Below are 23,866 nucleotides of genomic sequence, written 5' to 3'. Positions count from 1 at the left end.
ACCCGACATGAGAGCCGGCAAGCGCGGCCCGTTGACGCACGTCCTCCGCGCGATAGAGCTCGGTGAGGACGCCCTCCACATTGTCGTGTCGATCCTTCTCGGGGCGCTCGGGGTGGCTCTGATCACCGACACGGTTCGGCGTGTCGCCGTCGTCCTGGCCGGCCCCTACAACCTTCCGGCGCTCGTTCTCGGCGTGCTCGAAGAGGCCCTTCTGCTGTTCATCGTCGGAGAGCTCCTGCACACCGTCGCCATCGCGCTCCGACATCGGGGGGCGCTGGACCCCGAGCCATTTCTCGTCGTGGGCATCGTGGCAGGGATCCGCCGCGTGCTGATAGTGACGGCTGAAGCCGAGCCGTCTTTCAGGTGGAACCCTCAAGGTGTCGAGTTGCTCATCCTCATGGCGTTGATACTGGTGATGACGGTGGCGACATTCGTCTGGCGACGGGCGTCTCGCGCCCTCCCGGAGCCGGTGGTCGACAGTTCCAAGGTCACGCACACCAGGTGACCAAGCAGCTGCGCGATTCTCTCCTAGGGCCGCTGCGCCGCCAGCCTGCTCAGTCGCGCACATTCCGCGTCCGGCTCCCAGCCCCGCGGCGGCGGCCAGGCGAGACCCATGGCGTCAAGTTGCTCGACGAGAACTTCGCCGATCGCCCAGTTGCGATACCACTTGCGGTCGGCCGGAACCACGTACCAGGGAGCAACTTCGGTGTTGCACCGCTCCAGCACGTCCGCGTACGCGGCTTGATAGTCCGCCCACTGTGCGTGCTCGTCGAGGTCGTGCGGATGGTACTTCCAACGCTTTCTCGGATCCTGCAGACGCGCCCGCAGGCGCCTCCGTTGTTCGTCTGCGGAGATGTGCAGGAAGCACTTGATGATTCTGATCGAAGCGGAAACCTTCGCCTCGAAGCGGTTGATGACGTCGTAGCGGCTCGACCACTGTGCGACCGGCACGAGCCGGTGGACGCGGGCGACAAGCACGTCCTCGTAGTGGGAGCGATCGAACGCTCCGACGATTCCCGGTGGCGGCAGCCGACGCTTGATCCGCCACAGGAAATGGTGCTCGCGCTCCTCGACGGTCGGCGCTGTGAAGGCGTGATAGTGCACGCCCATCGGGTTCATCAGGCTCAGGACGTGCTCGACCGTGGCGCCCTTTCCGGCGGTGTCCATGCCCTGCAGTACAAGCAGGACGCTGCGTTCCGAGCCCACGCGGCCCTGGGCGTACAGCTGCTCCTGCAGGAGTGCCAGGCGTGGTCCGAGGCGTATCGTCGCCGCCTCGGCGTCGAGCTTGCCCTTTCCGGTGAAGCCGGGAGTCACGTTCGTGGCGATGTCCTGGAGATCCACGGGACCGGCCGGCGCCCGCAGCAGATCGCTGACCCGCGTCACCACCGCACATCCCGCACCGTCGCAATGGCGAGGCAGGAGTAGGGCGCGCGGTTTCGCTCGCGGACGCGATGCGACCCGTGCACTACGTCGACGCAGAGTGCGACACGTGGGAGTTTGTCTCGCTGGACGGCGTGCCGGTGATGTGGCACTACACCGTAGATGGTGCGCCCTTCCGCCCAGAATGCCGTCGCGCGGTGCCGGGGCGGTCGATGGCGCGCCGCTTCACCCCGGCTCGGCCAGGCGAGCGGGGACGGCCAGCGCAGCGGGTACTCACCACCGACGGCGACCGGAGCCAGGATCTGCCCCTGCTGTCGGGCCGGACGTGGTGAACCGTCGCGATCGGCCGGTGTCGCGGTGGCCGGCGGCACCAGCACGTCAGAGTCCGCTGAGGTGCTCGTGGACGAACCGGACGGCCATTGCGCCCTCGCCCACCGCCGACGCGACCCGCTGGACGGACCCGCTGCGCACGTCGCCCGCGGCGAAGACACCGGGGGAACTTGTTTCCAGCGGCAACGGCGCTCGCTCGAGCGCGGCGAACGCCTCCGCGCCTCGCTCGCTCGCCGCGGACCCGGTGCGGATGTACCCGCCGGTGTCGAGGTCGACGCTACCGGCCAGCCAGGACGTGCACGGAGCTGCTCCGATGAACACCATGAGTTCGCGCGCCTCCAGCCTGCGGCGTTGCTTGGTGACGGTGTCCTCGACGACGACGGCCTCCAGCACACCCTGCTCGCCGAGTAGTTCGCGAACCTCGGAGTGCAGCAGCACCTCGATGCGCGGATGCGCGAGTATCCGGTCGGCGAGGTAGCGAGACATGTTCTGGTCGAGGGCGAGTTCACGGACCACGAGGTGGATCGCGCGGGCGTGGTTGGCCAGGAAGACAGCCGCTTGGCCCGCGGAGTTGCCGCCGCCGACCACGACGACCGGGTCGCCGGCGCAGAGCAGGGCTTCGATCTGAGTGGCGGCGTAGTAGACACTGGACTGTTCGAACTCGTCGAGCCGCTCGACCGGGAGCTTGCGGTACCGGGCGCCGGTGGCGACCACGACTGTGCGCGCCGTGGCGTGGCCACCGTCGGCCAGCCCCACACGGTACCCATCGTTCTCGCGCCGCAGTGACGTCGCAGTGAAGGGTACCTGTGTGCGCGCGCCGAACTTGTCGGCCTGGATCAGGGCGCGTTCGGCCAACTCCGCCCCAGAGATCCCGGCCGGGAAGCCGAGGTAGTTCTCGATCCTTGACGAGGTGCCCGCCTGCCCGCCTGCCGCCATCGCGTCGAGCACCACGGTGCGCAGCCCCTCGGAGGCGCCGTAAACGCCCGCGGCCAGCCCGGCTGGCCCGGCTCCGACGACGAGCAGATCACACACGGTGGCGTCGACCTTGGTCAGAGTACGGAGCCCGATCATCTCGGCCAGTTCGGCGTTGCTCGGATTGCGCAGCATCCGGTTACCCCACACGACCAGCGGTATGTCGTTCGCCGGGATGCCCAGCCGGCGGAGCGTGCGCTCGGCTTCGACATCCGTCTCAAGGTCGATGAAGCGGTGCGGGAGCCGGTTGCGGCTGGCGAAGGTGCGCAGCCGGGCGGTATCGGCCGAGTAGCGGGAACCGATGATCCGGAAGCCGGCTCCGAGCCCGATCGCCTCGGTGCGCCGGAGCAGGTAGGCCCTCAGGATCTCGTCGCCCAACCCGATGTCCTGAGTGACGATCTTTCGGACGTCCTGGACCGGAACCGCGAGCACCTCGCCGGCCGAGACGACGACCGACGAGAAGAACGACACCTGGCCGGTCAGGAGCCCCAGTTCGCCGAGGAACCGGCCAGGACCGTGCACCCACACGACTCTCTCCTTCGGCGTCCGGTAGCCCTCGACGGTGGCGACCAAGCCACTGAGTACGACGAAGAAGGCTGGGGGCGGCTCACCGTCGGCGATCAGGATTTCGCCCACCTGAGTCCTGCGCCGCACGCCGTGCGCCGCGAGTATCTCGATCTGCGCGGCCTCCAGTCGGGGAAAGGCGCCGTAGAGGTCCGGCGTCTCGGCCAGACCACTCTCCGCCGATGGCAGGGTCGGTTCGCTCCGCGCCGATGACGATTCCCTCGCTGGCTCGCTCATACGAACGTCTCATCGACGAAGCACCAGAGCCACGACTCGCCCGGCTCGAAGGACCGCACGATCGGGTGGCCTGCAACGCCGGCGTGTGCTCGGGCGTGTCGGTGCGGTGACGAGTCACAACATCCCACATGCCCGCAGCTCATACAGAGCCGCAGGTGTACCCACGGCGACCCGATTCGCAGGCAATCCTCGCAGCCCTGGGGGGTCCGAGGCGCCACCGGGCGGACGAAGGCCAGGTGCGGATCGGCGGCCCTGGTCACGACACGCTCCCGAGCGGCATGAACCTGTCGGCGGGTGGCAGCGCCTCGGGGATCCGCTCGCGCGGCGCCGTGATCGGCATCATGCCAGGTTCGCGGGCGACGACGGACCCACCGTGCGACACGATCAGCGCGGGTACCGCTTGCACTTCGAACTGTTGCGACTTCGTGGACGACCGACCGACGTCGACCGGCAGGGACGCTCGGCCGACGACGTCGGTAGAATCGTCGTCGGTTGTGTCGGTGATCCCGGTCGAGGGCTCGTGGCAGTTGCTGATCTTCAGTAGGAGCAGGCCCTCAGCCGCCTCGATCTCGGAGAGCACGGCCTGGAGCCGCTCCTCGAACTCGCCGCGGTACTTCGCCCCGGCGACCGGCAGGCCCGGGTCCATCGCGAAGATCGTGCGGTCGCGCAAGCCTTCGGGGACGTCTCCGTCCACGATTCGTCGTGCCAGGCCCTCGACGATCGCGGTTTTCCGACGTCGGGGTCGTCCGATCAGCACCGGGCCGTTCTTGGACCCGCGGGACAGGACCCGGACCACCCGACGGATCTGGCCGTCGCGGCCGATGACGGGGTCCATCCTTCCGGTCCGGGCCGCGGCGCCACCGATCTCAGAGTGCTCTGCCCGGACCGCCAGTTGCTTGGCTGTGGGCAGCGCGTGCTGCGATTTCTGGGTCAGGTGGTTCAGGTTCACTCAGGCACTCCGTCCAGCGTCGTGGGGTCTGGGGTCGGCGTGCCGCCGCCGGCGCAGCGCGCCCTCGAGTTCAGCGATCCGGTCTAGTAGTTCGATCACGAGGCCGAGGGCGGCATAGTTCAGCGACAACCCTCTACGCAGGCGCTCCATGCGGGCCATCGTGGCGATTTCACCCGGCGGAAACCACAGCCGCCCGTCGGCGTCTCGGCTGGCGCGGAGCAGTCCGAGTGCGACGAAGCGGCGCAGCAGGTCAGGGTGTATCCCACTGCGGCGGGCGAACTCGTCGTGGCCGATCCGGCGCCGCGGCTGATGGACCGGGAGGTAACGGATGGTCATCGGGTGCCCGCCTTTCGACCAGGCTCTCTCCCGCCTGACGTGAGACCGGCGCGTCGCCGATGGAATCCCGACACGTCGGCGAGTTCCGCAAACGGCTCCCGCTCACGGAGGGTGAGCGCCGGCGGGATCATGAGTTCTTCGGGCGCAGGATCGCGGTTGACGTCGGGATGGTTCGTACTGGCCAGCCTGCAATAGGCCTGCTGCAGGTCGGAGTCGTCTGCGTTTCGGGGCACGCCGACGGCGTCGTAACAGTCGCGGGCGACCTTCAGGTCCCCGAATCGCCGGTGGAGGATCACCGAAGTCGGCCGCAACTCGTGTGCCGCTCCTTCATCGCCGGCCTCCCCTAGGCGTTCCTTCTTGACGGTGGAGCTGCGGTGGGTGCCCGCCTCGACAGCAGGATCGACGAGTGTCCTCACAGTCACAGCCGACTGCCCCGGTCGCTTCGACACACGAGCGGCAAGACCGCTGCTCCGGCTCACCCCTGCAGGTCCAGCGGCTCGGGTGCCGCCCCCCGCTCCAGTGACTGGCCTCGCTGTCTACTGTGCTGCCGGCCTCACGGCACGAGACGCGCCCTCGACATTCGGTATGCAGGGCTGAGGCGGGGGCCTGGGTACGGAGCGGAGGATCGGCCCCAGCCGCGTCGGTGGCGGTGGCTGTTCCCGGCGAACTGGAGTGACATGACCCGGCCGATCGGTATCCCGGTGTTCGAGCGGTTCTTCCGAGAGGTGGGGGGCCTGAACATCGACAAGCAGGACATCCGGCGGTACCGGCAGTTCGTCGACGAGATGATCGACGACATCGCGATCACGGGTCGCAATGCGGCCAAGCGGAACGGGCGCGATGTTATCGCGCCCGCCGATCTGCCGATCACCAAGGGGATTCAGGAACGAATGCGCGAGTTCGACAAACTGGACGTGGCCCCGGACGTTCGTGAGTTGCTGCGTTCGGACATGCGACGCCCGCCCAGTGACGTCACATTCGGTGAGGACACCGAGGACCTGCTGCCGGAGCTGTTCGGGGGGATGAGCGTCGCCTTGGCGCGATCGTTCAAGGTGATCGACCCAAGGCTCGTGCACCCGCGCACCGAACAGTGGGAACAGACCTTCCAACTGTTCCGACTCATTTTCTGAGGGCAGTCTCGCCTCCTCCACGTGAATCTGCCGCCCTTGCGCGAAATCCAGGGACCGACACCCCCATGGGTCGAGATCACCGGCATTCGTGTGGGGAGGCGCGAGAAGACCTGGAGGCGAGTTTCCACGACTACCCATTGTCCTGCCGGAGTCGACGTCGTGGAAAGGCTCACTGCGCGTCCGATGCGCTCGTCAGTCGTATGGTTCGTACCGGCTCCAGCCATCCTCGCGCGACCAAAGGAACACAGAGCGCCCGAGCACCGGGGCAAGCCACAGGTGGGAGACGTCCGGGCGGCGCGCGGGTGGTGCCGGCGGAACGCCGCTCCCTCTGACGAGGGACTCGAAGGCGTCCGCTGTCTGCGCCGTGCAGCCGATCGTCAGGTACAAGTGCCGTTCCGCCGTCCTGCGCCGGTGGAGTCTGCTCAGCGCGCGCCGGACGGGTTCCTCCGCCAACCAGGTATCCACAGCAGCGCCCACATTCGCCATCCCAGGGTTCGGGTACCGGCCTCGTCCCAGTGTCACCGTGGTCGGGCGGTCCAGCATGGAGGGGTCGCCGACCAGATGCGCAGGCACGGTGTGGACCAACCAGTGCAGGTCGGGCACAGCCATGGTCACCGCTGCGGGGAGCTGCCCGGGCCTTGCGACGCCGCTCGCCTCACAGGCTCGTGCCGCGATCGGGAAGATCTCCCGTAGCCTGGGCAGTCGCCGGACGTCGACAAGGGTTACCCGCCACCACCATCGCCCCGGTGCGGGCCACCACAGGCCGGGCCCGCGGCGCATGTCCTCGCGCTCGCCGAGGGTGGCCTCGGCGAATGCGGCGAGTCGACCGTTCCGATGGATCATGGTCATGTCGTCCGCGCCGCTCGCACGCCGAACTCTGATCCCGAGAACTTTCGCCGCCACCTCGGCGGGGGCCTCCTCCTGGGAGGTCTGCGACACGGTCGACATCTTTTCACCGTCGGGTCGGAGAGGGACACCCGTGTCGAGTCCGTCGTCACCGTCGACGACAGCACGGGTGCGCTGCTCGGCACATCGTCGGGCGGACTCGCGACCCCCAGGACGTCGAGTCTTCCCGTTGTAGGACGGTGGAAGCAACGGTCCCTCAGGTCCGCCGGCCGGAGGCCGATTCGCGTCGGTGGGCTGAAGCAGTTCGGCCCCGGCGACCGTTGCCGCCCGACGCGGTCCTTCCACTCGGGCAGGGGAGGGCTTGCTCAGGACGTGCCGTGCGAGGCCGGGGTGATGGGCAGCTCCGGAGCGGCGGAATCGAGCGGCACGGCCCCGGAGCGAACCAGCCCGAGCTGGACGCATTGCCGCGGAAGCACGGCGTCCAGAGCCCAGTCGATCGCGATGCGGAGCCGATTCGCCGGGATGGCAGCCAGGTGATATCCACGGCTCACGACCTTGGCGAGCGGCCCGGACAGCGGTATGCCGACGGGGTTCGCCGCGGCTTGGGTGCCGCCCAGGTCCACGGCAAAGCCGAGGTCGCGGTGCCGATACGGGGCACGGGTACCGCGGCCGAGAGTGGCCGCGACGTTGCGCGCGGCGAGCCGCCCCTGCCGTTGTGCGTGCTGCGCTGTCATGGCCGCGAGCTCACCCGGACGGGCCGGGTCGGGCACGGCGGCGGCGTCGCCGCAGGCGAAGAGCTCCGGGTGCCCGGGAACGGTGAGGTACTCGTCGACGACGAGGCGGCCCTGCCGTGTGGGCAAGCCGATGTCGTCGACCAGCGGATCCGGACGGACCCCCACACACCAGATCAGCGACCGGGTCGGGACCAACTGGCCGTTGGTCAACCGCACCGCGTCGTCGGTTGCTTCGGTGATCGAGGTCCGGACGCCAATCTCGACGCCCCGCCTGCGAAGCACCTGATCGGCGGTGCGGCCCAGCCGTGGGTCGAGCCCCGGGAGCACGCGGGAGGCGGTGTCGAGCAGCAGCCAGCGGATCGGCTGGTCGTGCAGGGCAGGACGGGCGCGGACGAGGGCGGCGGTGAACAGCGGGCCCTGTGCCGCGAGCTCGGTGCCGGTATAACCCGCACCGACCACAACGAACGTGCATCGGGCGGCCCGCTCGGTGGGGTCCTCGGCCAGCTCGGCAAGCTCGATCTGGCGGGTGACGTGGTCGCGGAGGTACAGCGCTTCCGGGATCCCACGGAAGCCGTGTGCGATCCGCGGGACGCCCGGAATGGGCAGCAACCTGTTGACGCTCCCGACGGCGATCACCAGCCGGTCGTAGCCGAACTCGACAGCACGGCCCTCGGGGGTCCGCATCGCGATCCGCCGTTGCTCGACATCGACCCCGGACACCTCGCTGAGTACGCAGGAGACCCCGGGAAGCGTCGCCGCCAACGGCACCGTGACGCGACGTGGATCCAGAATCGCGGTGGCCACCTCGGGTAGCAGCGGGAGGTAGAGGAAGTAGTCGGTGGAGCTGACCAGACTCACCTGGGCCGCGCCATGCACGAGCCGGGCCAGCGCACGGGCCGCGTGATAGCCGGCGAATCCGCTGCCGACGATCACTATCCGCGGCTCGCGTGTCAACGGGTCAGCCATGCGGCGTCGAGTCGTCATTGCGCGGGTGTCGTGCCGGACGGGTGGCTCAGACATGAGCGTCAGACCTCGCTCGAAGCATCCCGAAGAGCCAGAGCAGCCCGACGACGGAAATGGCAGCGAGACCGCTCCAGGTCAGCACAGTGAACATCGCGACCTGAGCGGCCGTGGGCTCAGGGATGTAGCCCAGCTCGAGCAGGCGGTACTGCCACGATTCGCCGGAGAAGACGTAGGTCACAATCACCGCGATGCTGCCCATTGAGTCCCAGAGGCCGTGCAGTATCGACACCCCGAGGAACGCGAGAACGAGCCTTCCGGTGATCGCGAACCCACGACGGGTGCTGTGCGCGAACAACACCCCGCCGAGTATCGCCGTCCACAGGCCGTGCCCGACGGGAGCGAGCAGACCCCGCAGCAGTTCGGTGCTGACGAGGTCGACGAGCGACATCCCCTGGACGGTGAAGGAGGCGGTGAGCGCGTAGCCGGCCGATTCGAACGCGGCGAAGCCGAAGCCGACTGTGGCGCCGAGGATCACTCCGTCCCGCATCGACCTGACGCGCAGGTTTCGGGCGCAGAACGCGAGGGCGGCGAGCTTGATCGCCTCCTCGATCAGCCCGACTCCGAAGAACAGCCAGGGCGACGGCTGCAACAGATAAGCTTCGGCGAGGGATGCTGCCAGTACGCCGAGCACCCCGCCGACCACGAAGGTGTGGAAGAGCAGTTCGGTGGTGACCTCGCCGGAACTCCGCTGTTCGAACGCCCAGGCGACGAAGGTCACCGGGACGAGAAAGCTTCCGAGCAGGACCAACGTGGGGATGAGGATGGCGTTGGCGGTAAGGTAGGTGATCAGGCCCGCAAGTACCCAGAGCGCCAGACCCCAAGCGAAAATTCGCCGCCAAACCCCGCGTCGTCCGCTGATCCGTGACGTCGTCATGTCCGCACCGTATTGATGTCGATTCTCGGAACCGGATGTTTCGAAGGGCCGGAACGGCGGGGAGTGGCTGAGGCGCAGCCTGATGTATACCGAGACGTGGCTACCCATTCGTCGGGACGCCTCGGCCACGGATTCGTCCCTGCGCACGCTCGCCTGCCCGCCGAGGTTCCTCTGCCGGGCTGGCCGCCGCCCGCGACCCCCCGTGAGTCCGCCGGAACCTGCACCGAGCCCGGCGCTACCACAGCGGGCTCGGCCGAATGTTCTACCCCGCCGCCCTCTTGGCCATCAAACGTGCCGGTGGACCCCTGCGGACCAGCTACGAGTGCGAACGCGTCATCGGCAAAGGGCACGTCCGGGCGCTCATCGTGCTCGCCCGTCGTCTGGTCCTCGTCAAGGCCCCGATCCGCGACAACCGCTTCACCACCAAGGCCTTGGCCTGAGCGGTCGCGGCTTGACTCGATCATCGAGACTCCTCGTCCAGTTGGGTGCTCGCCCGCCGGACGCGGCCCCTCGGCATGGTGCGACGAAGTGAGCGGACGCGGGTCGGCCCGCCGGCACGAGATCGGGACGTCCTGGTTGCTCCCTCAGGTCTCGCCCGGCCTGGTGTTGCGCTCCCAATTCTCCGCAGGATCGTCGCGAAGATGGCTGGGCTGTGTCGTGGTCGGAGCGGCCGAGCACGACGTCACGGCAGGAGGTCGCCGACAGCAGTGCTTCGCTGGTGTTCCCCGGATCGACAATGCCCGGCGTGGCTGAGTGCTCAGCCTGGTGGTTGGTCCGATGAAGGTCACCTCCGACAGATCTCGACCTCGAGAACTACCTGGCGGCCCGGCGAGGTCGTATCGCAGGTCGTCCTCCGGGCTCGGCACCGTCAGCGCCAATTGAGCTCTCTGCGGATACATGTCCTGCATATATGGGCCGTGCACGCACCGATGGCCACGTCCCGGTTCGGCACGGCTCGCGTGCCCTGATCCGACGCCGTCAGCCCGGTGTCGCCGGTGATGCGATGGTCGGTCGGTGGCTACTGGTGCTCGCTTTCGGCCGTGCGGACGAGCGGTGTGTCGACCAGGTGCTCGGCGAGGAACCAGGCCTGCAGTTCGCAGGTCCGGATCACGTCGGAAACGAGCAGGTCATTCGTGCCGTCGTCGCCCTGCGCCGCGACATGGGCAGCGGCGTCGTGTGCGTCGATGAGGATGGTTTCGTGTGCCTCGAGCAGCCGGGAGAGCATCGCCGGAACCTCCTCGACGCCGTCGGGTGAGCGTGGGATGCGCGTGATCTCGGCGACGTGACGGGGATCGCCGACGGCCACCCCACCGAGGGTCTGTACGCGTTCGGCCACTGTGTCGATGAGTTGAAGTAGTTCGCCGGCGTGTTTGTCGAGCATCAGGTGCAGCGCGTAGAAGGTAGGTCCGCGCATCAGCCAGTGGTGCTTCTTGTACAACGCATGAAGGACTTGTGTATCGGCCAACGTTCGGTTGAGTCGCTGGCACGAGTAGAGCCGAGCGTCCCGGGGGAGCGCGAGCGGGAGCAACCGGACCGTGCCGAAAGCCTGCACTTCGTGGCTGTGTTGGTGTAGCCAGGGTTGCGTGCCAACCGGATGCTTCGACGTGGTGGCCATAGGCCCTCCCCGGGGTGCGTGGACGCTCTCAGTCTGCCCGTCACCCCTCGACCTGGTTCGTGGTCCCGGGGGGGCGAAATGGGTCCGCTCACCCGGCCCTGCGGGGAGGAGTCCGCGTTCTCGGCTACGTCGCGCCGTTGAGGATCTGCCATGCGCGGGTGGCGATGTGCAGGTTGAGGCGGGTGTCGGCGACCCCGAGGTCGTGGCCGGTCAGTTCGCGGATGCGACGGAGGCGGTAACGGAGCGTGCTGCGGTGGATCAGCAACGCGTGTGCGGTGGCGTCGTAATTACCCCCACATTCATAGTACTGCCACAGGGTGTTCACAAGATCGTAGCGGTGCCTCGTGTCATAGTCGATGAGCGGACCGAGCCATTCCCGGATGAACTCGACCATTTCGCGGTGGCTCTCCTCGGTCCCCAAGATGCGATAGAAGCCGAGCTGCTCGAAGGTCGTCACACCAATGTGGTCCGCCGAACGTCGCCGGACCGCGAGCCCGCGCAACGCCTCGGCGTAGGAGCGCGGCAGTTCGGATGGCCGCCTGTACAGCCGACCCACGCCGATCGCACCGGCCCGCGCTGGCAGGGCTGCGCTGAGAAGGCGATGCAGTTCACCCCAGTCGTGTGCGGTGTCGTCGTGCTCGCGCGCGGGCGCGACGAGCACGACGTTCCCGCCACGGCGGGTGAGAAGTGCACGGGCCTGCGTGATTCGGGTCGTGGCCTGGTCGACGGCCTGGATGATCTTCTCGGTGTCGTCCGTCCCAGGCCAGCTCACCACAACGACCTGATGGGGTAGGCGGAGATCGTGATTGAGCGCTGCGGACCGCGCGAGCGCGCTCTCGTCGTCGGCGCCGGTGAGGAGATCGTCGACGAGATCGCGCCTGAGACGCAATTCCGCTTCGGCCAGGCTGCGCTGATGTGCTAGCTCCATCGCAAGCACCACCCCGGCGTCTTCCAGAGCGAAGATCTCGAATTGCCCGGCTCGCCGCTCGGGATCGATGAGGACGAGGACGCCGAGCACCTCGTTGCGTGGTTGGGCCAGCGCGAGGACCCGATCGCCGTGACGCATCGGTCGCCTGTGCCGCTGCACTCGGTTGAGCAGCTCGGTGCGGTCGTGCGCTGACATTCGCCGGCGTGGCATCGGCCGCTCGCCACCCGCCGACCCGAGCACGTTACCGAATTTGTCCTCGATCACCACTGCCAGACCGGTCACCTCGTGCAGGGCGATCGCGATCTCGGGCGCGGCCCCGCCGCTCGCAACCACGTTCATGAACGATTCGTGCAGGCGGGTGCGGCGTCCGAGGTCGTCAACGACGGCCGTGAGCTCCAGATTGAGAGCTGCGAGCTGTGTGTTTCGCTCGCGAAGCTCTGCGGACATGGCCACCTCGCTCCGATACGTGGCCGCGCTGCTGAGTGCGGCGCCAGCTAGTTGGGCCAGCGTTTGGACCAGGAACAGCTCGTCCGTTGTCGGAGTGGCCAGGGCGGTGATGACGAGGTAGCCGGCGTGCCCGCCGACCGCGTGCAGCGGATAGGCCCAAGCCCACGTCGCCCCGGGAACCCTGACCCCGCCGTCTGTCCCGGCGAGGGCGTTCAGCTGGGCCTTGAGCTCAGGTGGCGGGGTTCCGTTCTGCGGCAGGTCCCTCCGGTCGAGGTAGGCCTCGGCACCGAAGGACCCGAATGCGGGAACCGCGCTCACCGCGAGGGCGAGGATCTCATCGTCCTCGACCCGATCGAAGAACATCATTGATAAGGTGAAGAGAGCAAACAAGTTGGATATCTGGCCGCGCAGCGTCTGGATCACTTCGCGATCGTCCATGGGTGCTGAGCTCCTTGCCGTCAACTGGGACCGGAGTGCGGCCGAGTTGGTTGTCACAGGTGGCCCGGCGCCGCGATTTGCGACCGTGGGCCGCAGCGGTGAACCGAGCCCGAGTGCCTGCGACGGCGTGACGCCTACCCACCCGGCTGAGGGCTGAACATTTTTCCTCGGGAGTCGCCGTCCGCGGCGCCCGTGCGCCGGCGTGCGCGGCCGTCATGATCGTGCGGTGACGAGCCGTGGTACCGGGGTTCGGGGTCATCGTCCGTGTGGTGGAGGGCGCGAGGGGTGAGGCCCGTCAACAGAGCACGCCGCCGGTGGTTGCCAGCTCAGTCCACACTGCACAGCTGCCGGTCGAGCCACCAGACGTGGGACACGTCGATGACGAGACGGTGGGTCGCGCTGCCGGGCAGCCCGCTCAAGCGCGCTGGGGTTGGGCGCGGACACTAGCCGCGTCCAGATAGGCCGCCGACGCAATGCCGTGGTCACCGCGTTGCGTCCACGCCGTGATCGGCCTGGGGTCCCTGTCGCGTAGCGATAATCGTCGACTTGAGCGTGTGTTCGAACTCCGCCAGCTCGACTTTCGTGCCACCATCCGGGACGTGCTTCAGCCGGTGAGAAGACGCCACCATGAGTCGGTGACGTTCTGCGAAAACGTCGGGTGACATGCTTACCCGGTCCCCCTGGTTGAAAAAGGTAACCGTCTTGAAGAGCCGCCAACGTCCGGCTCCGATATCGGCATCATACGACATATTTGGCATCAAATGAAGCATGCAGGCCGCGTCACGAGGAGCCGGGGCGCCCTGAGCTCGGCCGCCCCCGCCGGGCTGAAGCAGTGACGGCACGTTGCGCCCCTCGGGCCGGTCCGGCCCAGGCGCCGGTCTTGTCAGGCTGGATCTGCCGCGGTGGGTCCAGGCTCACGAATCAGGCGAAAGGAAGAACCACATGACCTTGATGCAACTGGACTCGTTCTGCGAGTGTGATCGCATTGTGGAGCAGAATTCCCCGGAGGGCCGCGCGGCATTCCGGTTGCAGCGTCGCGGCTGCGACACGTTCCTGGTCGATCTCGATATTCCCGGGGTGGATCGAATCGACGTCGAGGTGACGGTCGAGCGCTGTCTGCTCACCGTCAGGGCCCCGCCGCGCCGCCGATCGCCAGCACGGTGACGAGGTGATCATCGGCGAGCGGCTGCACGGCGGGAGGTGTGCCAGCCGTTCTCGGCGACAACCCCGATCCCGGCGGTCGGACCGCCGACCTGCGCGAGGGTGTGCTGCACCGGACCATCCCAGGTCGGCGAGGCGAGCACGCGAACCAAGCCGGTTGGACTTCACACCTGGCGAGTCCGACGTCTCCAGGTCGGTGCAGGCGCTCGGGTGACCTCCGCGGCATTCATTGCGCGTCGCACCCCTCGGCACCGGCGGCTGCGGAGAGACGGGACGAGGACCAAGGTAGCGGCAGTCAGCCGGGTGATGTGCCTCCGCGTGGCCCCTAGGAGTACGGATTCGCCAGTGCCACTCCGTCGACCCAGACCATGGGATGTGTCCTCGCCAACTCGACCACCAGGCGGCCGTCGAGGTCGGACACGTCGTACAGGAACATGAAGGCGATCGGCTGGCCGATGGCCAATGTGGTGAGCTGTGCTTCGAACCCCAGTAGCTCGTCGGCCTCCCCGTAATCGGGTAGCCACGCCGTGGCGTCAACGGAATACCGCTGGAATGCGTATCCGTCCTGTACACGGTTTGCGATCACCCGTTCCCAGAACGTGGAAGCGGCCGCCGGCCCGCTTTGGTCGCGGGCGGACGGCCAGTCGGGAGCCTGACAGAGGGCGAGCCGTCCACTGGAGCGATTCGAGTGGATGTCCAGGTCGATGCTGAGCCGATCAAGCACAGCCTGGCTCGTTCCGCGGGTCAGATAGATCGTGCAGCTGTGATCGTGCGCCAGACCGTCGCGCAGATAGCGATCGAGCATCGCGTCACGTTCGGCGAGGCGACTGTAGAGGGCGACGATGTGTCTACCGGCGCCGATTTCGGGTAATCGGGGTCGCGCGGGCGAACTCCCGGTCGAGTCTGAGCGGCGAGTGGTTGCTGGCCGCATTGGAGACCTCCTTCGGTCGAAGCTGAACTCAGGTGGTGCGGAAGCGCCCATGGACGCGGATTTCCTTCCCTTTGCCCCAAGCGCTCCGATCTCTTACCACTGCACCCCACGGTCGCAGTCGGGGACAAGTCGTGCCGGCAGGTCTCGACCCAAGGGGCCGGAAAGAGCTGCTGCCTAGGCCAATCGACCCGAGTCCAACGGCCCTAGCGGGTCGATGGCGCCGGGTGACGCAGAGCAAGATCGTCCACGGCTCGCTGGGCCAACCGGCGGGTGAGTTCTGGGCCGTTTGCAGTGCGGCGGAACAGCGTGATCATCACCAACTGTTCTCTCGTTCGCGAATGCACGACGCGCGCGTGCTCGTGCTGGGAGACCCCTCCTGGTCGTCCTTCCGCGGGTGCGTCCCGTGGAGAACCGGCAGTGCGTCCGTGCACGAATGCGGCGGTTCGACCTTCGTCGGTGCGGAGCTTTCAAGCCGTGAGCCGGCGGCGCGCCTCGGAATGGCAATCGGTTTTCGGTGAATGGCAACGATGCGAACATGGGAACCCTCTGGGCGAGGTCACTGGCCCCCATTCGCCGAGATCATCCGGCGGAGTCACAGGCCTGGCCTCCACGTGGCGAAGACGACGCTCGCCGCGACACTGGCCTACGCCCTCGCCGACTGGTTCGGGACCAGCAGCGGGCCGGTGCTCGCACCGCTGACCGCGTTGCTCGTGGTCCAGGTGACCATGTACCAGACCGTCACGCAAAGCTTGCAACGCATAGCAAGTGTGCTCGGTGGGGTTCTGGTCGCCGTGGCCGTTGCCAGGGTGGTCGGGTTGAGCTGGTGGAGCCTCGGCGGAGTGGTCGCCATATCACTGCTGCTCGGCAGGCTCCTTCGCCTCGGCCCACAGCTGCTGGAACTGCCCATCAGCGCAATGCTCGTGCTCGCCGTCGGAGGCGCACCGGCCGTCGCGAGCAGCCGGATCTACGAGACACTGATCGGTGCCTCCGTGGGGGTGCTCGTCAATTTGCTGATCGCTCCTCCGCTATATCTGCAGCCGGCAGGGAGTGCGTTAGGTGAGCTCGCCGACCGGATTGCTGGGTTCATGACCGCCTTGGCTGCCGCACTGCGCTCCTCGTGGTCGCGGGCTGACGCGGACCGCTGGCTGGATGAGGCACGGGCGTTGGGTCGTGAGGTGCTAGCCGATCGGACCCTGGCCCGCGCCGAGGAGAGCGCCCGGCTGAATCCGCGCGCGGCCCGCACCCGAGCGGAGCAGCCCCGGTTACGTACCGCCCTGACGGGTCTCGACCGCTGCTACTTGTCGTTGCGTGAGCTCTGCCGCGCCTTGTTGGACCGGACGTACTTCGTCCCTCCCGAGGAGGAGACAACCGCGTACGACGACGACGTGCGGGCCGCGCTAGCCGACTTTCTCGACGCGGCATCCGATGCGGTCCGCGCGGTGGGGCGGTTCGCCTCGGCGACCGAGCCCGTCCGTCCCGAGGATGTCGGCATCGAGACCCACCTGGCCGAACTGCTTCGCCGCCGCAACCAGCTGAGCGAGCTCCTCCGCGTCGATCCGTACACGGACCCGGACGCCTGGGAACAACACGGAGCCCTCCTTGCATCGGTCGATCGGTTGCGCGTCGAGGTGGAGGCGGCGGCGCGTCCGCCCGGTCACTCGTGGCACCCGCCGGCGCTGACCGAGCGGCAACGCGAGCCCTGCGGCGACTGCGTCGGGACCGGTGGCGGCGGAAGCCTCCGTCCGCCGAAAGCTGACCAGAGCGCGACGTCCCGGTAACCGGATGGGCCGTCCGTCGCGGCCGGTGGCTTGGCTGTGCCCGGGCTGATCCAGACGTCCGTCCAGTGGGACGGGATGCCGATGGCTCCGGACGTGCTCGACGATTTGGCCACGACCGGGAGTTTTGTGGCGGGCGTCGAACCGGGCCCAGCGCGCGTGCAGGTGCCGGTTGGCTCGCTGTGCCCGATCCCGTACGGCCGGGCTCGCGAGGTGCCGTCAACGACGCCGTCCCACGCAGACACCCCGCGTGGACACCCCGACCGGGGCCATGACGGGTGCGAACTCGCCGGTGGTGGCCATCTCGGCGATCGCGGCGTCGTGGCGGTCCCGGCGGGCGAGGGTGGCGAGCACGGTGTCGGAGGCGATGCCGAACGCCAGGCCCCTGCTCGGGCTGGTGGGCACCGTCACCGAGACGATCTCGTCCCAGGTGCAGCAGCCGGGCCGGATGCCGGGCGTCACGCTGTCGGTCTGATCCGGTCACCGGAGAAGCGCGGCAACCGACACAGCGCCGCGACCTGGCACGAGAGCCCCTGCCCGGCCACCGAGCGGGCCGGCCCGAACCCGGTCGGCCGGCCTCGTGGACCACCTCGACCGGCCCGGCCAGCCCCCCGCAGCAGCTCGTCGGGATCCGGGGTCAACCGGCGCTCCTGCAGTGCTCGTACGCGTGGATGCCAGGGCCTCCCACATCTGTGGCTCTACCGGCCAGGAGCCACTTCTGCCGGCAACCCACGTTCACATGCGGTGAGGCCCCAGCCCGGACCTCCATACCGTCCGGGCCCCGGGGAGCCGTGGCGGTGTGCTCAGCGGAGCAGGCCGGGGGCGCGCGTCGGCGTGTCGTCCGAGCCCGAGTCGTTGCCGCCCTGGCCGCCGCCCTGGGCGTCGGCGGGCTGCGCGGCCGGCTGTGCGCTGCTCGTGGCCGGGGCCTGGGTGGTGGTCGGCGCCTTCGTCGTCGTCGGGGCCTTGGTGGTGCTCGACGCCGACGGGGCGCTGCGCTGCTGCGACGACGTCGTGGTGGCGGGTGCCGCCGTCGTCGGGCGGGCCTGCTCGCCGCGGGCCGTGCCCGAGGTCGTCGGGGCGGTCGAGGACTTCTTGGTCGTCGACGTCGAGCTGCTGCGGCTCGGGTTGCTCGACACGAACTGCTCCGAGGCCCAGCCGTTGAGGTTCGTGAGCTGCACGAAGCCGTTGCGGTGCTCGCCCAGCGTGACGTCGGTGCCACGCTTGCAGACCGTGACGACGGAGGCGGTCGCGCTCGGCTGCGAGCGGACGTTGACGTTGTCGGTGCAGCGGCCCTGCTCGGCCGCGGAAGCCGTGCCGACGAGGACCAGGACGGTGGTCGCGCCTGCCGCGACGACACCGCCGACGATCGCGACCAGGCGGCCTCGACGTTGCAACGCGTTCATCTGGGGGGTACCTCCGTTGGGTGGATGCGTCACGAGGCCCAACGAGTGCCGTGCTGACCGATTCGCCATCGGCGCACACATCACCGGAAGCGGTGAACGACGTCCGGCGCGTCCGCACTGTCGACTACACGGTGTGACCGGGCGAGCGCGCGCCGACGCCCTGGTCAGGCGCGACCGGACCGTCGGACGGGTCGACTACGCTCGGCCCCGCCAGCAGGACGTGACTGGCAGGACGTGACTGGACGGAGAACACGCGTGACGAACCCGGCCCGACGGCTCTTCACCAGCGAATCGGTGACCGAGGGACACCCGGACAAGATGTGTGACGCGATCAGCGACTCCGTCCTCGACGCGCTGCTCGTCCAGGACCCGCGCAGCCGGGTCGCGGTCGAGACGCTCGTCACGACCGGTCAGGTCCACGTCGCGGGTGAGGTCACCACGAGTGCCTACGCCGACATCCCCACGCTGGTCCGCGAGAAGATCCTGGAGATCGGCTACGACTCGTCGGCCAAGGGTTTCGACGGCAACTCCTGCGGCGTGAACGTCGCGATCGGTGCGCAGTCCGCCGACATCGCACAGGGCGTCGACACGGCCTACGAGTCGCGCGTCGAGGCCAGCGAGGACGAGATCGCCCGCCAGGGCGCGGGTGACCAGGGCCTGATGTTCGGCTATGCCAACACCGACACCCCCGAGCTGCTGCCGCTGCCGATCGCGCTGGCGCACCGGCTGGCCCGCCGGCTCACCGAGGTCCGCAAGTCCGGCGTGCTGCCCTACCTGCGCCCGGACGGCAAGACCCAGGTCACGATCGAGTACGACGGCGACAAGGCCGTCCGTGTCGACACCGTCGTGGTGTCCAGCCAGCACGCGGCCGACGTCGACCTCGACGCGCTGCTGGCCCCCGACATCCGCGAGCACGTCGTCGAGCCCGAGCTGGCGCGCGCGGGGCTGGACGCCGAGGGCGCCAGGCTGCTGGTCAACCCCACGGGCCGGTTCGTCGTCGGGGGCCCGATGGGCGACGCGGGGCTGACCGGGCGCAAGATCATCGTCGACACGTACGGCGGGTTCGCCCGCCACGGCGGCGGCGCGTTCTCCGGCAAGGACCCGTCGAAGGTCGACCGCTCGGCCGCCTACGCGCTGCGCTGGGTCGCCAAGAACGCCGTCGCGGCCGGCCTGGCCGACCGCATCGAGGTCCAGGTCGCCTACGCGATCGGCAAGGCCGCGCCCGTCGGGCTCTTCGTCGAGACGTTCGGGACCGAGCACGTCGACCCGATCCGCATCCAGTCCGCGATCACCGAGGTCTTCGACCTGCGGCCGGCCGCGATCATCCGCGACCTCGACCTGCTGCGCCCGATCTACGCGCAGACCGCGGCGTACGGCCACTTCGGCCGCACCGACGTCGAGCTGCCGTGGGAGTCGACCGCGCGGGCCGACGCGCTGAAGTCGGCCGCCGGGGCGTGAGCTTCCCCGATCCGGCCGGACGGGTCGTCGTCTCGCGTGGCGACGACCCGCCCGACCTGCCGGGTCCGCCGTCGGTCCGGTTCGTCGCGACCGGGTCGCGGACGGCCGGCCGCTACGGGCTCTTCGAGTACCGGATGGCACCGAGGAGCCCGGGCCCGGGCCCGCACGTGCACGCCACCTTCTCCGAGGCGTTCCACGTACTCGAGGGCGAGCTGACCATCTTCGACGGCGAGCGCTGGGCGGCCTACCGTCCGGGCGACTTCGTGCACGTCGCCGAGCACGGCGTGCACGCCTTCCGCAACGACTCCGACGCCGCGACGGCGTTCCTGATCCTGTTCGCGCCCGGTATCGCGCGCGAGGAGTTCTTCACCGAGCTGGCCGCGATCCGGGCCGAGGGCCGCACGCTCGACGACGAGCAGTGGCGCGAGTTCTACGCCCGCCACGACCAGGTCAACCTCTGACGGCCGGCCCCGCGCCGCGGTGATCCGCCGGCCGCGCGTCGCGGTGATCCGCCGGCCTCGCGGCGTCCGCCCTGCCGGCCGCGGCCGGGGCCGCTACCCTCGCGGGACCGTCCGAAGTGTCCGGCCCGGCGAGACCCGGAGGCACCATGCGCGTCCTGGCAGGGATCGTCGTGCTGTGGTTGATCGTCGGGGCCTTCGCGGCCTACCAGCGGGGGTACTTCGGCGGCACCTCGGCGTCGTGCACCGGCATCGGGACGACGCTGCTGACGATCGTCGTCGGCCCGCTCAACTACGTCGGCGTGAACCCGAAGATCGACTGCACGGTGCCGCAGCCGTCGTCGTGAGACCGACGGGCCGGCCGCGGCGGGCGCTCAGGCCCGTGCGCGCAGGTCGGGGGCCGGGAACGGCGGACGGTCGTCGAACCGGCTCGACAGCCGGCCCGCCGCGCGCCACGCCCGCGCGGTGAGGTCGCGGTCCTCGTCGGTGACGAGGTTGCCCATGACCCGCAGGGCGACGGTCATCAGCGCGCGCGAGCGCATGCCGACCGGTCCCGCCAGCGGCAGCAGCCGGGGGATCGTCAGCAGCCCCGCGAGCCGGCGCGCGATGGAGAACGCGTGCCCGTAGTGGTGGCGCAGCGTCGCGGGCCAGGCGTGCGCGAGGTCGTTCTCACCGGTCATCAGCTCGGCGAGGACGCGCCCGGTCTCCAGCCCGTAGTCGATGCCCTCGCCGTTGAGCGGGTTGATGCAGCCCGCCGCGTCGCCGACCAACCCCCAGTTGGGCCCGGCGACCCCGGAGACCGCCCCACCCATGGGGAGCAGCGCCGACGATCGCATCCGCAGCTCGCCCTCGAGCCGCCAGTCGTCGCGCCGGGCGGCGGTGTACAGGTCGATCAGCGCCCGCAACCGCACGCCGGCGGGCCTGCGGTCGGTGGCGAGCGTGCCGACACCGATGTTGACCTCGCCGTTGTGCAGCGGGAACACCCAGCCGTACCCGGCCAGCACCTCGTCCTCGGTGCCGCGCAGCTCCAGGTGCGAGGAGATCCACGGATCGTCGGAGCGGGCCGAGCGGATGTAGGCGCGCGCGGCCACGCCGTACGCGGTGTCCTTGTGCCATTCCCGGCCGAGGACCCGGCCGAGCGGCGAGCGGTGCCCGTCGGCGACGACGACGCGCTCGCAGCGCACCGTGCGCGTGGTTCGGTCACCGAGCTCGAGGACGACGCCGCCGATCCGGTCGCCGTCCCACTTCACGTCGACGGCCTTCGCGCCCTCGACCGGGACGGCCCCGGCCGCCAGCGCGACGTCGCGGATGCGGGCGTCGAGCTCCAGCCGGGGGACGGCGGAGCCGTGGGCGGGCAACGACCCTCCCGGCCACGGCAGCTCCAGCGTCTCCCCGAACCCGGCCGCCCGCAGCCCCCGGTTCTGCCCGTGCTCGCGCAGCCACGGGCCGAGACCGAGCCGGTCGAGCTCCGCGACCGCGCGCGGGGTGAGCCCGTCGCCGCAGGCCTTGTCGCGGGGGAACACGGCGGCGTCGGCGAGCACGACGTCGATGCCGTGCCGCGCGGCCCACGCGGCGGTGGCGGAGCCCGCGGGCCCGGCGCCGACGACCAGGAGGTCGGTGGCGGCCGGGACGGGGGACGGAGCGCGCTGCATGTCCCCAGTGTCGCAAGCCGTGGGCGCGGGCGTCGGAGGACGGTCACGCGTCACATCGCGGTGACCTGCGGGCGGGACCGCCGCCCGGAGCGTCGGGGGCGGATGCCAGGGTGATCGCATGGCTCGGCCCGCACACCCGGAGGCCGCCGCCGCGCCGCCGGCGCGGCGGCGCGCGGCCGGGCGCGGCGAGTGGGAGCCGGCGGGGACCGCGCCGGTCGCCCGGATCGCCGTCGACGTACCGCTCGCCCACCTCGACCGGCCCTTCGACTACCGCGTCCCGGCGCATCTCGACGACGTCGCCGCGCCGGGGGTGCGGGTGCGGGTCCGGTTCGCGGGGCGTCTCGTCGACGGGTTCCTGCTCGACCGGGTCGAGGAGTCCGACCACACCGGGCGGCTGGCCTGGGTGGAGAAGGTGGTCTCGCCCGAGCCGGTGCTCACCGCGGAGGTCGCCGCGCTGTGCCGGGCGGTCGCCGACCGGTACGCGGGTGTGTTCGCCGACGTCGTCCGGCTGGCGGTACCGCCGCGGCACGCCCGCGCCGAGGCCGCGGCGGCCGAGCCCGCGGTCCCACCGCCGCCCGCGCCGGCGCCGGACGGCACCGGCTGGACGGCCTACCCGCGCGGCGCGGCGTTCCTGACGGCACTGGCCGCCGGCCGGGCCGCGCACGCGGTGTGGCAGGCGCTGCCGGGCGAGTCGTGGACAGACCGGCTGGCCGAGGCCGCCGTCGCGACCGCGGCCGCCGGTCGCGGGGCGCTGCTCGTCGTACCCGACCAGCGCGACGTCGACGCCCTGCACGCCGCGTGCGCCGCGCACCTGCCGCCGGAGAGCGTCGTCGCGCTGACCGCCGAGCTCGGCCCAGCCGAGCGGTACCGCCGCTGGCTGCGGGTCCTGCGGGGTACCGCGCGGGTGGTCGTCGGCACCCGGTCGGCGGCGTTCGCGCCGCTCGCCGACCTGGGGCTGCTCGCGGTCTGGGACGACGGCGACGACTCCCACGCCGAACCGCGGGCACCGTACCCGCAGGTCCGCGACGTGCTGGTACTGCGCGCGCACGCGGCGGGCGCGGCGTTGCTCGTCGCCGGCCACGCCCGCACCGCCGAGGCGCAGCTGCTCGTCGAGTCCGGCTGGGCGAACGAGATCGTCGCCGACCGGGCCACCCTGCGGGCGGCGATGCCGCGCGTCGGCGCCCTGGAGGACTCCGCGGGCGCGATCGCCCGCGACCCCGACGCCCGCGTCGCCCGGATCCCGGCGGCGGGCTTCGCCGCCGCCCGGGCCGCGCTCGCCGCCGGCCGGCCGGTGCTCGTCCAGGTCCCGCGGGCCGGTTACGTGCCGTGGCTCGCGTGCGGGCGGTGCCGGGAGAGCGCCCGCTGCCGGCACTGCGCGGGGCCGCTGGCGCTGCCGTCGGGTCGCGGCGACGAGGGCGCAGCCGCGTCGCCGTACTGCCGTTGGTGCGGGCGGGTCGAGTCGTCGTTCCGGTGCGGGGGCTGCGGCGGGCGGGCGTTGCGGGCCTCGGTCACCGGTTCGCGGCGGACCGCTGAGGAGCTGGGCCGGGCGTTCCCGGGGGTGCCGGTGCGGCAGTCCGGCGGCGGCGCGGAGGTGGTGGCGCGCATCGACCCCGGGCCCGGGATCGTCGTCGCGACCCCCGGTGCCGAACCGGCTGCCGACGGTGGCTACGGCGCCGCGCTGCTGCTCGACGGCTGGGCCCTGCTCTCGCGCCCGGACCTGCGCGTGGCCGAGGAGACCCTGCGGCGATGGCTCGGCGCCGCCGCGCTGGTCGTGCCGCACGGGCGCGGCGGGCGGGTCGTGGTCGTCGCCGACGCCTCGGTACCGGTCGTGCAGGCGCTCGTGCGCTGGGATCCCGCCGGGCACGCGGCGGCCGAGCTCGCGGCGCGCGAGGAGGTCGGGTTCCCCCCGGCGGTGCGGATGGCGGCGGTCGAGGGCGGGCCCGCGGCCGTCGCGGAGATCCTCGACGCGGGGCTGCCCGCCGGGGCCGAGGTGCTCGGCCCGGTCGAGATCGACCCGGTCGCCTCCGACGAGGGACCGCGCGAACGGGCGCTGGTCCGCGTACCGCGGACCGAGGGCCGGGCGCTGGCCGCCGCGCTGGCCGCCGCGCAGGCCGGGCGCAGCGCCCGGAAGGCGGCCGACCCGGTCCGGGTGCGGATGGACCCCCTGCAGATCGAGTGACCTGCCCCGGGCGGGCCCCCGGGACCCGCACGCCGCCGGGGCGCGC

At 70.3% G+C, this 23,866-nt stretch carries 23 protein-coding genes and 1 pseudogene; 9 read left to right on the top strand and 15 right to left on the bottom strand.

Annotated elements, in window-relative coordinates; all coding sequences use genetic code 11:
* Positions 1–7: 7 nt before the first annotated feature.
* On the top strand, positions 8–505 hold the full coding sequence (locus PSED_RS17410; RefSeq protein ID WP_013675564.1) for a phosphate-starvation-inducible PsiE family protein: 498 nt from the start codon (positions 8–10) through the stop codon (positions 503–505).
* A gap of 23 nt (positions 506–528) precedes the next feature.
* Here PSED_RS17410 and PSED_RS17405 read toward each other — a convergent pair whose 3' ends face one another.
* The 6 genes and pseudogenes from PSED_RS17405 to PSED_RS17380 all read right to left on the bottom strand — a co-directional run bounded on the left by PSED_RS17405 (position 529) and on the right by PSED_RS17380 (position 5,184).
* Positions 529–1,386, bottom strand: coding sequence for a PPK2 family polyphosphate kinase (locus tag PSED_RS17405; protein ID WP_013675563.1), 858 nt, complete (start codon positions 1,384–1,386; stop codon positions 529–531).
* 372 nt (positions 1,387–1,758) lie between these two features.
* Positions 1,759–3,318, bottom strand: coding sequence for an FAD-dependent oxidoreductase (locus PSED_RS17400; protein WP_233899061.1), 1,560 nt, complete (start codon positions 3,316–3,318; stop codon positions 1,759–1,761).
* 161 nt (positions 3,319–3,479) lie between these two features.
* Complete coding sequence (locus PSED_RS17395; protein ID WP_013675561.1) at positions 3,480–3,743, bottom strand: UBP-type zinc finger domain-containing protein; 264 nt, start codon at positions 3,741–3,743, stop codon at positions 3,480–3,482.
* Between the two features lie 260 nt (positions 3,744–4,003).
* A pseudogene (locus PSED_RS17390) lies at positions 4,004–4,339 on the bottom strand (type VI secretion system ATPase TssH); the annotation flags it as partial.
* A gap of 93 nt (positions 4,340–4,432) precedes the next feature.
* Entirely contained in the window at positions 4,433–4,768 is a 336-nt protein-coding gene (locus PSED_RS17385) for a chaperone modulator CbpM (protein ID WP_013675560.1), read from the bottom strand.
* Positions 4,765–5,184 carry a DnaJ domain-containing protein gene (locus PSED_RS17380; protein ID WP_233899059.1) on the bottom strand — a complete coding sequence of 140 codons (420 nt, stop codon included), beginning with the start codon at positions 5,182–5,184 and terminating at the stop codon, positions 4,765–4,767. The genes PSED_RS17385 and PSED_RS17380 overlap by 4 nt, the downstream gene beginning before the upstream one ends.
* A gap of 261 nt (positions 5,185–5,445) precedes the next feature.
* Here PSED_RS17380 and PSED_RS17375 point away from each other — a divergent pair, with 261 nt between their 5' ends.
* Positions 5,446–5,898: a DUF1931 family protein gene (locus PSED_RS17375; RefSeq protein ID WP_013675559.1), complete on the top strand. Its 453-nt coding sequence runs from the start codon at positions 5,446–5,448 to the stop codon at positions 5,896–5,898.
* Between the two features lie 192 nt (positions 5,899–6,090).
* Here the strand turns inward: PSED_RS17375 and PSED_RS17370 are convergent, their stop codons facing one another.
* The 3 genes from PSED_RS17370 to PSED_RS17360 all read right to left on the bottom strand — a co-directional run bounded on the left by PSED_RS17370 (position 6,091) and on the right by PSED_RS17360 (position 9,375).
* A complete protein-coding gene (locus PSED_RS17370; protein ID WP_013675558.1) occupies positions 6,091–6,846 on the bottom strand; it encodes a hypothetical protein in 756 nt (251 codons plus the stop codon).
* Positions 6,847–7,109: 263 nt separating this feature from the next.
* Positions 7,110–8,444, bottom strand: coding sequence for an NAD(P)/FAD-dependent oxidoreductase (locus tag PSED_RS17365; RefSeq protein ID WP_041759773.1), 1,335 nt, complete (start codon positions 8,442–8,444; stop codon positions 7,110–7,112).
* 46 nt (positions 8,445–8,490) lie between these two features.
* Positions 8,491–9,375 (bottom strand): PrsW family intramembrane metalloprotease, encoded by an 885-nt coding sequence (locus PSED_RS17360; protein ID WP_041759771.1) that lies wholly within the window; start codon positions 9,373–9,375, stop codon positions 8,491–8,493.
* Positions 9,376–9,653: 278 nt separating this feature from the next.
* Between PSED_RS17360 and PSED_RS17355 the strand changes: the two genes are divergently transcribed.
* The gene (locus PSED_RS17355; protein WP_158511320.1) at positions 9,654–9,815 is read left to right on the top strand and encodes a hypothetical protein; all 162 of its coding nucleotides are present in this window, start codon (positions 9,654–9,656) and stop codon (positions 9,813–9,815) included.
* Positions 9,816–10,393: 578 nt separating this feature from the next.
* Here the strand turns inward: PSED_RS17355 and PSED_RS17350 are convergent.
* Together PSED_RS17350 and PSED_RS17345 are read right to left on the bottom strand one after the other, a co-directional pair.
* Positions 10,394–10,990, bottom strand: a complete 597-nt coding sequence (locus PSED_RS17350; RefSeq protein WP_013675554.1) for a Dps family protein — start codon at positions 10,988–10,990, stop codon at positions 10,394–10,396.
* A 124-nt stretch (positions 10,991–11,114) separates the two neighbouring features.
* Positions 11,115–12,803 carry a PucR family transcriptional regulator gene (locus PSED_RS17345; RefSeq protein WP_013675553.1) on the bottom strand — a complete coding sequence of 563 codons (1,689 nt, stop codon included), beginning with the start codon at positions 12,801–12,803 and terminating at the stop codon, positions 11,115–11,117.
* Between the two features lie 942 nt (positions 12,804–13,745).
* On the opposite strand from PSED_RS17345, the gene PSED_RS17340 reads away from it, so the two are divergent.
* Positions 13,746–13,967 carry an Hsp20/alpha crystallin family protein gene (locus tag PSED_RS17340; protein ID WP_013675552.1) on the top strand — a complete coding sequence of 74 codons (222 nt, stop codon included), beginning with the start codon at positions 13,746–13,748 and terminating at the stop codon, positions 13,965–13,967.
* Between the two features lie 322 nt (positions 13,968–14,289).
* Here PSED_RS17340 and PSED_RS17335 read toward each other — a convergent pair whose 3' ends face one another.
* Complete coding sequence (locus PSED_RS17335; protein WP_013675551.1) at positions 14,290–14,895, bottom strand: MEDS domain-containing protein; 606 nt, start codon at positions 14,893–14,895, stop codon at positions 14,290–14,292.
* A 611-nt stretch (positions 14,896–15,506) separates the two neighbouring features.
* On the opposite strand from PSED_RS17335, the gene PSED_RS17330 reads away from it, so the two are divergent.
* A complete protein-coding gene (locus PSED_RS17330) occupies positions 15,507–16,673 on the top strand; it encodes an FUSC family protein (protein WP_013675550.1) in 1,167 nt (388 codons plus the stop codon).
* 216 nt (positions 16,674–16,889) lie between these two features.
* Here the strand turns inward: PSED_RS17330 and PSED_RS17325 are convergent, their stop codons facing one another.
* Both PSED_RS17325 and PSED_RS17320 read right to left on the bottom strand, forming a co-directional pair.
* On the bottom strand, positions 16,890–17,132 hold the full coding sequence (locus tag PSED_RS17325; RefSeq protein WP_143770514.1) for a hypothetical protein: 243 nt from the start codon (positions 17,130–17,132) through the stop codon (positions 16,890–16,892).
* A 341-nt stretch (positions 17,133–17,473) separates the two neighbouring features.
* A complete protein-coding gene (locus PSED_RS17320) occupies positions 17,474–18,073 on the bottom strand; it encodes an SH3 domain-containing protein (RefSeq protein WP_013675549.1) in 600 nt (199 codons plus the stop codon).
* A 255-nt stretch (positions 18,074–18,328) separates the two neighbouring features.
* Between PSED_RS17320 and metK the strand changes: the two genes are divergently transcribed.
* From metK to PSED_RS17305, 3 genes are all read left to right on the top strand, one after another.
* Positions 18,329–19,531: a methionine adenosyltransferase gene (gene metK / locus PSED_RS17315; protein ID WP_013675548.1), complete on the top strand. Its 1,203-nt coding sequence runs from the start codon at positions 18,329–18,331 to the stop codon at positions 19,529–19,531.
* Positions 19,528–19,992 (top strand): cupin domain-containing protein, encoded by a 465-nt coding sequence (locus PSED_RS17310; RefSeq protein WP_013675547.1) that lies wholly within the window; start codon positions 19,528–19,530, stop codon positions 19,990–19,992. Before metK ends, PSED_RS17310 begins: the two co-directional genes overlap by 4 nt.
* 146 nt (positions 19,993–20,138) lie before the next feature.
* Positions 20,139–20,336 carry a hypothetical protein gene (locus PSED_RS17305; protein WP_013675546.1) on the top strand — a complete coding sequence of 66 codons (198 nt, stop codon included), beginning with the start codon at positions 20,139–20,141 and terminating at the stop codon, positions 20,334–20,336.
* Positions 20,337–20,363: 27 nt separating this feature from the next.
* Here PSED_RS17305 and PSED_RS17300 read toward each other — a convergent pair whose 3' ends face one another.
* Positions 20,364–21,641 carry a geranylgeranyl reductase family protein gene (locus tag PSED_RS17300; RefSeq protein ID WP_013675545.1) on the bottom strand — a complete coding sequence of 426 codons (1,278 nt, stop codon included), beginning with the start codon at positions 21,639–21,641 and terminating at the stop codon, positions 20,364–20,366.
* Positions 21,642–21,759: 118 nt separating this feature from the next.
* Here PSED_RS17300 and PSED_RS17295 point away from each other — a divergent pair, with 118 nt between their 5' ends.
* On the top strand, positions 21,760–23,820 hold the full coding sequence (locus PSED_RS17295) for a primosomal protein N' (protein WP_013675544.1): 2,061 nt from the start codon (positions 21,760–21,762) through the stop codon (positions 23,818–23,820).
* Positions 23,821–23,866 lie beyond the last annotated feature (46 nt).

It is taken from the genome of Pseudonocardia benzenivorans CB1190, from assembly GCF_000196675.2.
Classification (GTDB): Bacteria; Actinomycetota; Actinomycetes; order Mycobacteriales; family Pseudonocardiaceae; genus Pseudonocardia; species Pseudonocardia benzenivorans.
The sequence above is the reverse complement of the archived record's forward strand: the minus strand, read 5'-3'. Positions and strand labels throughout refer to the sequence as shown.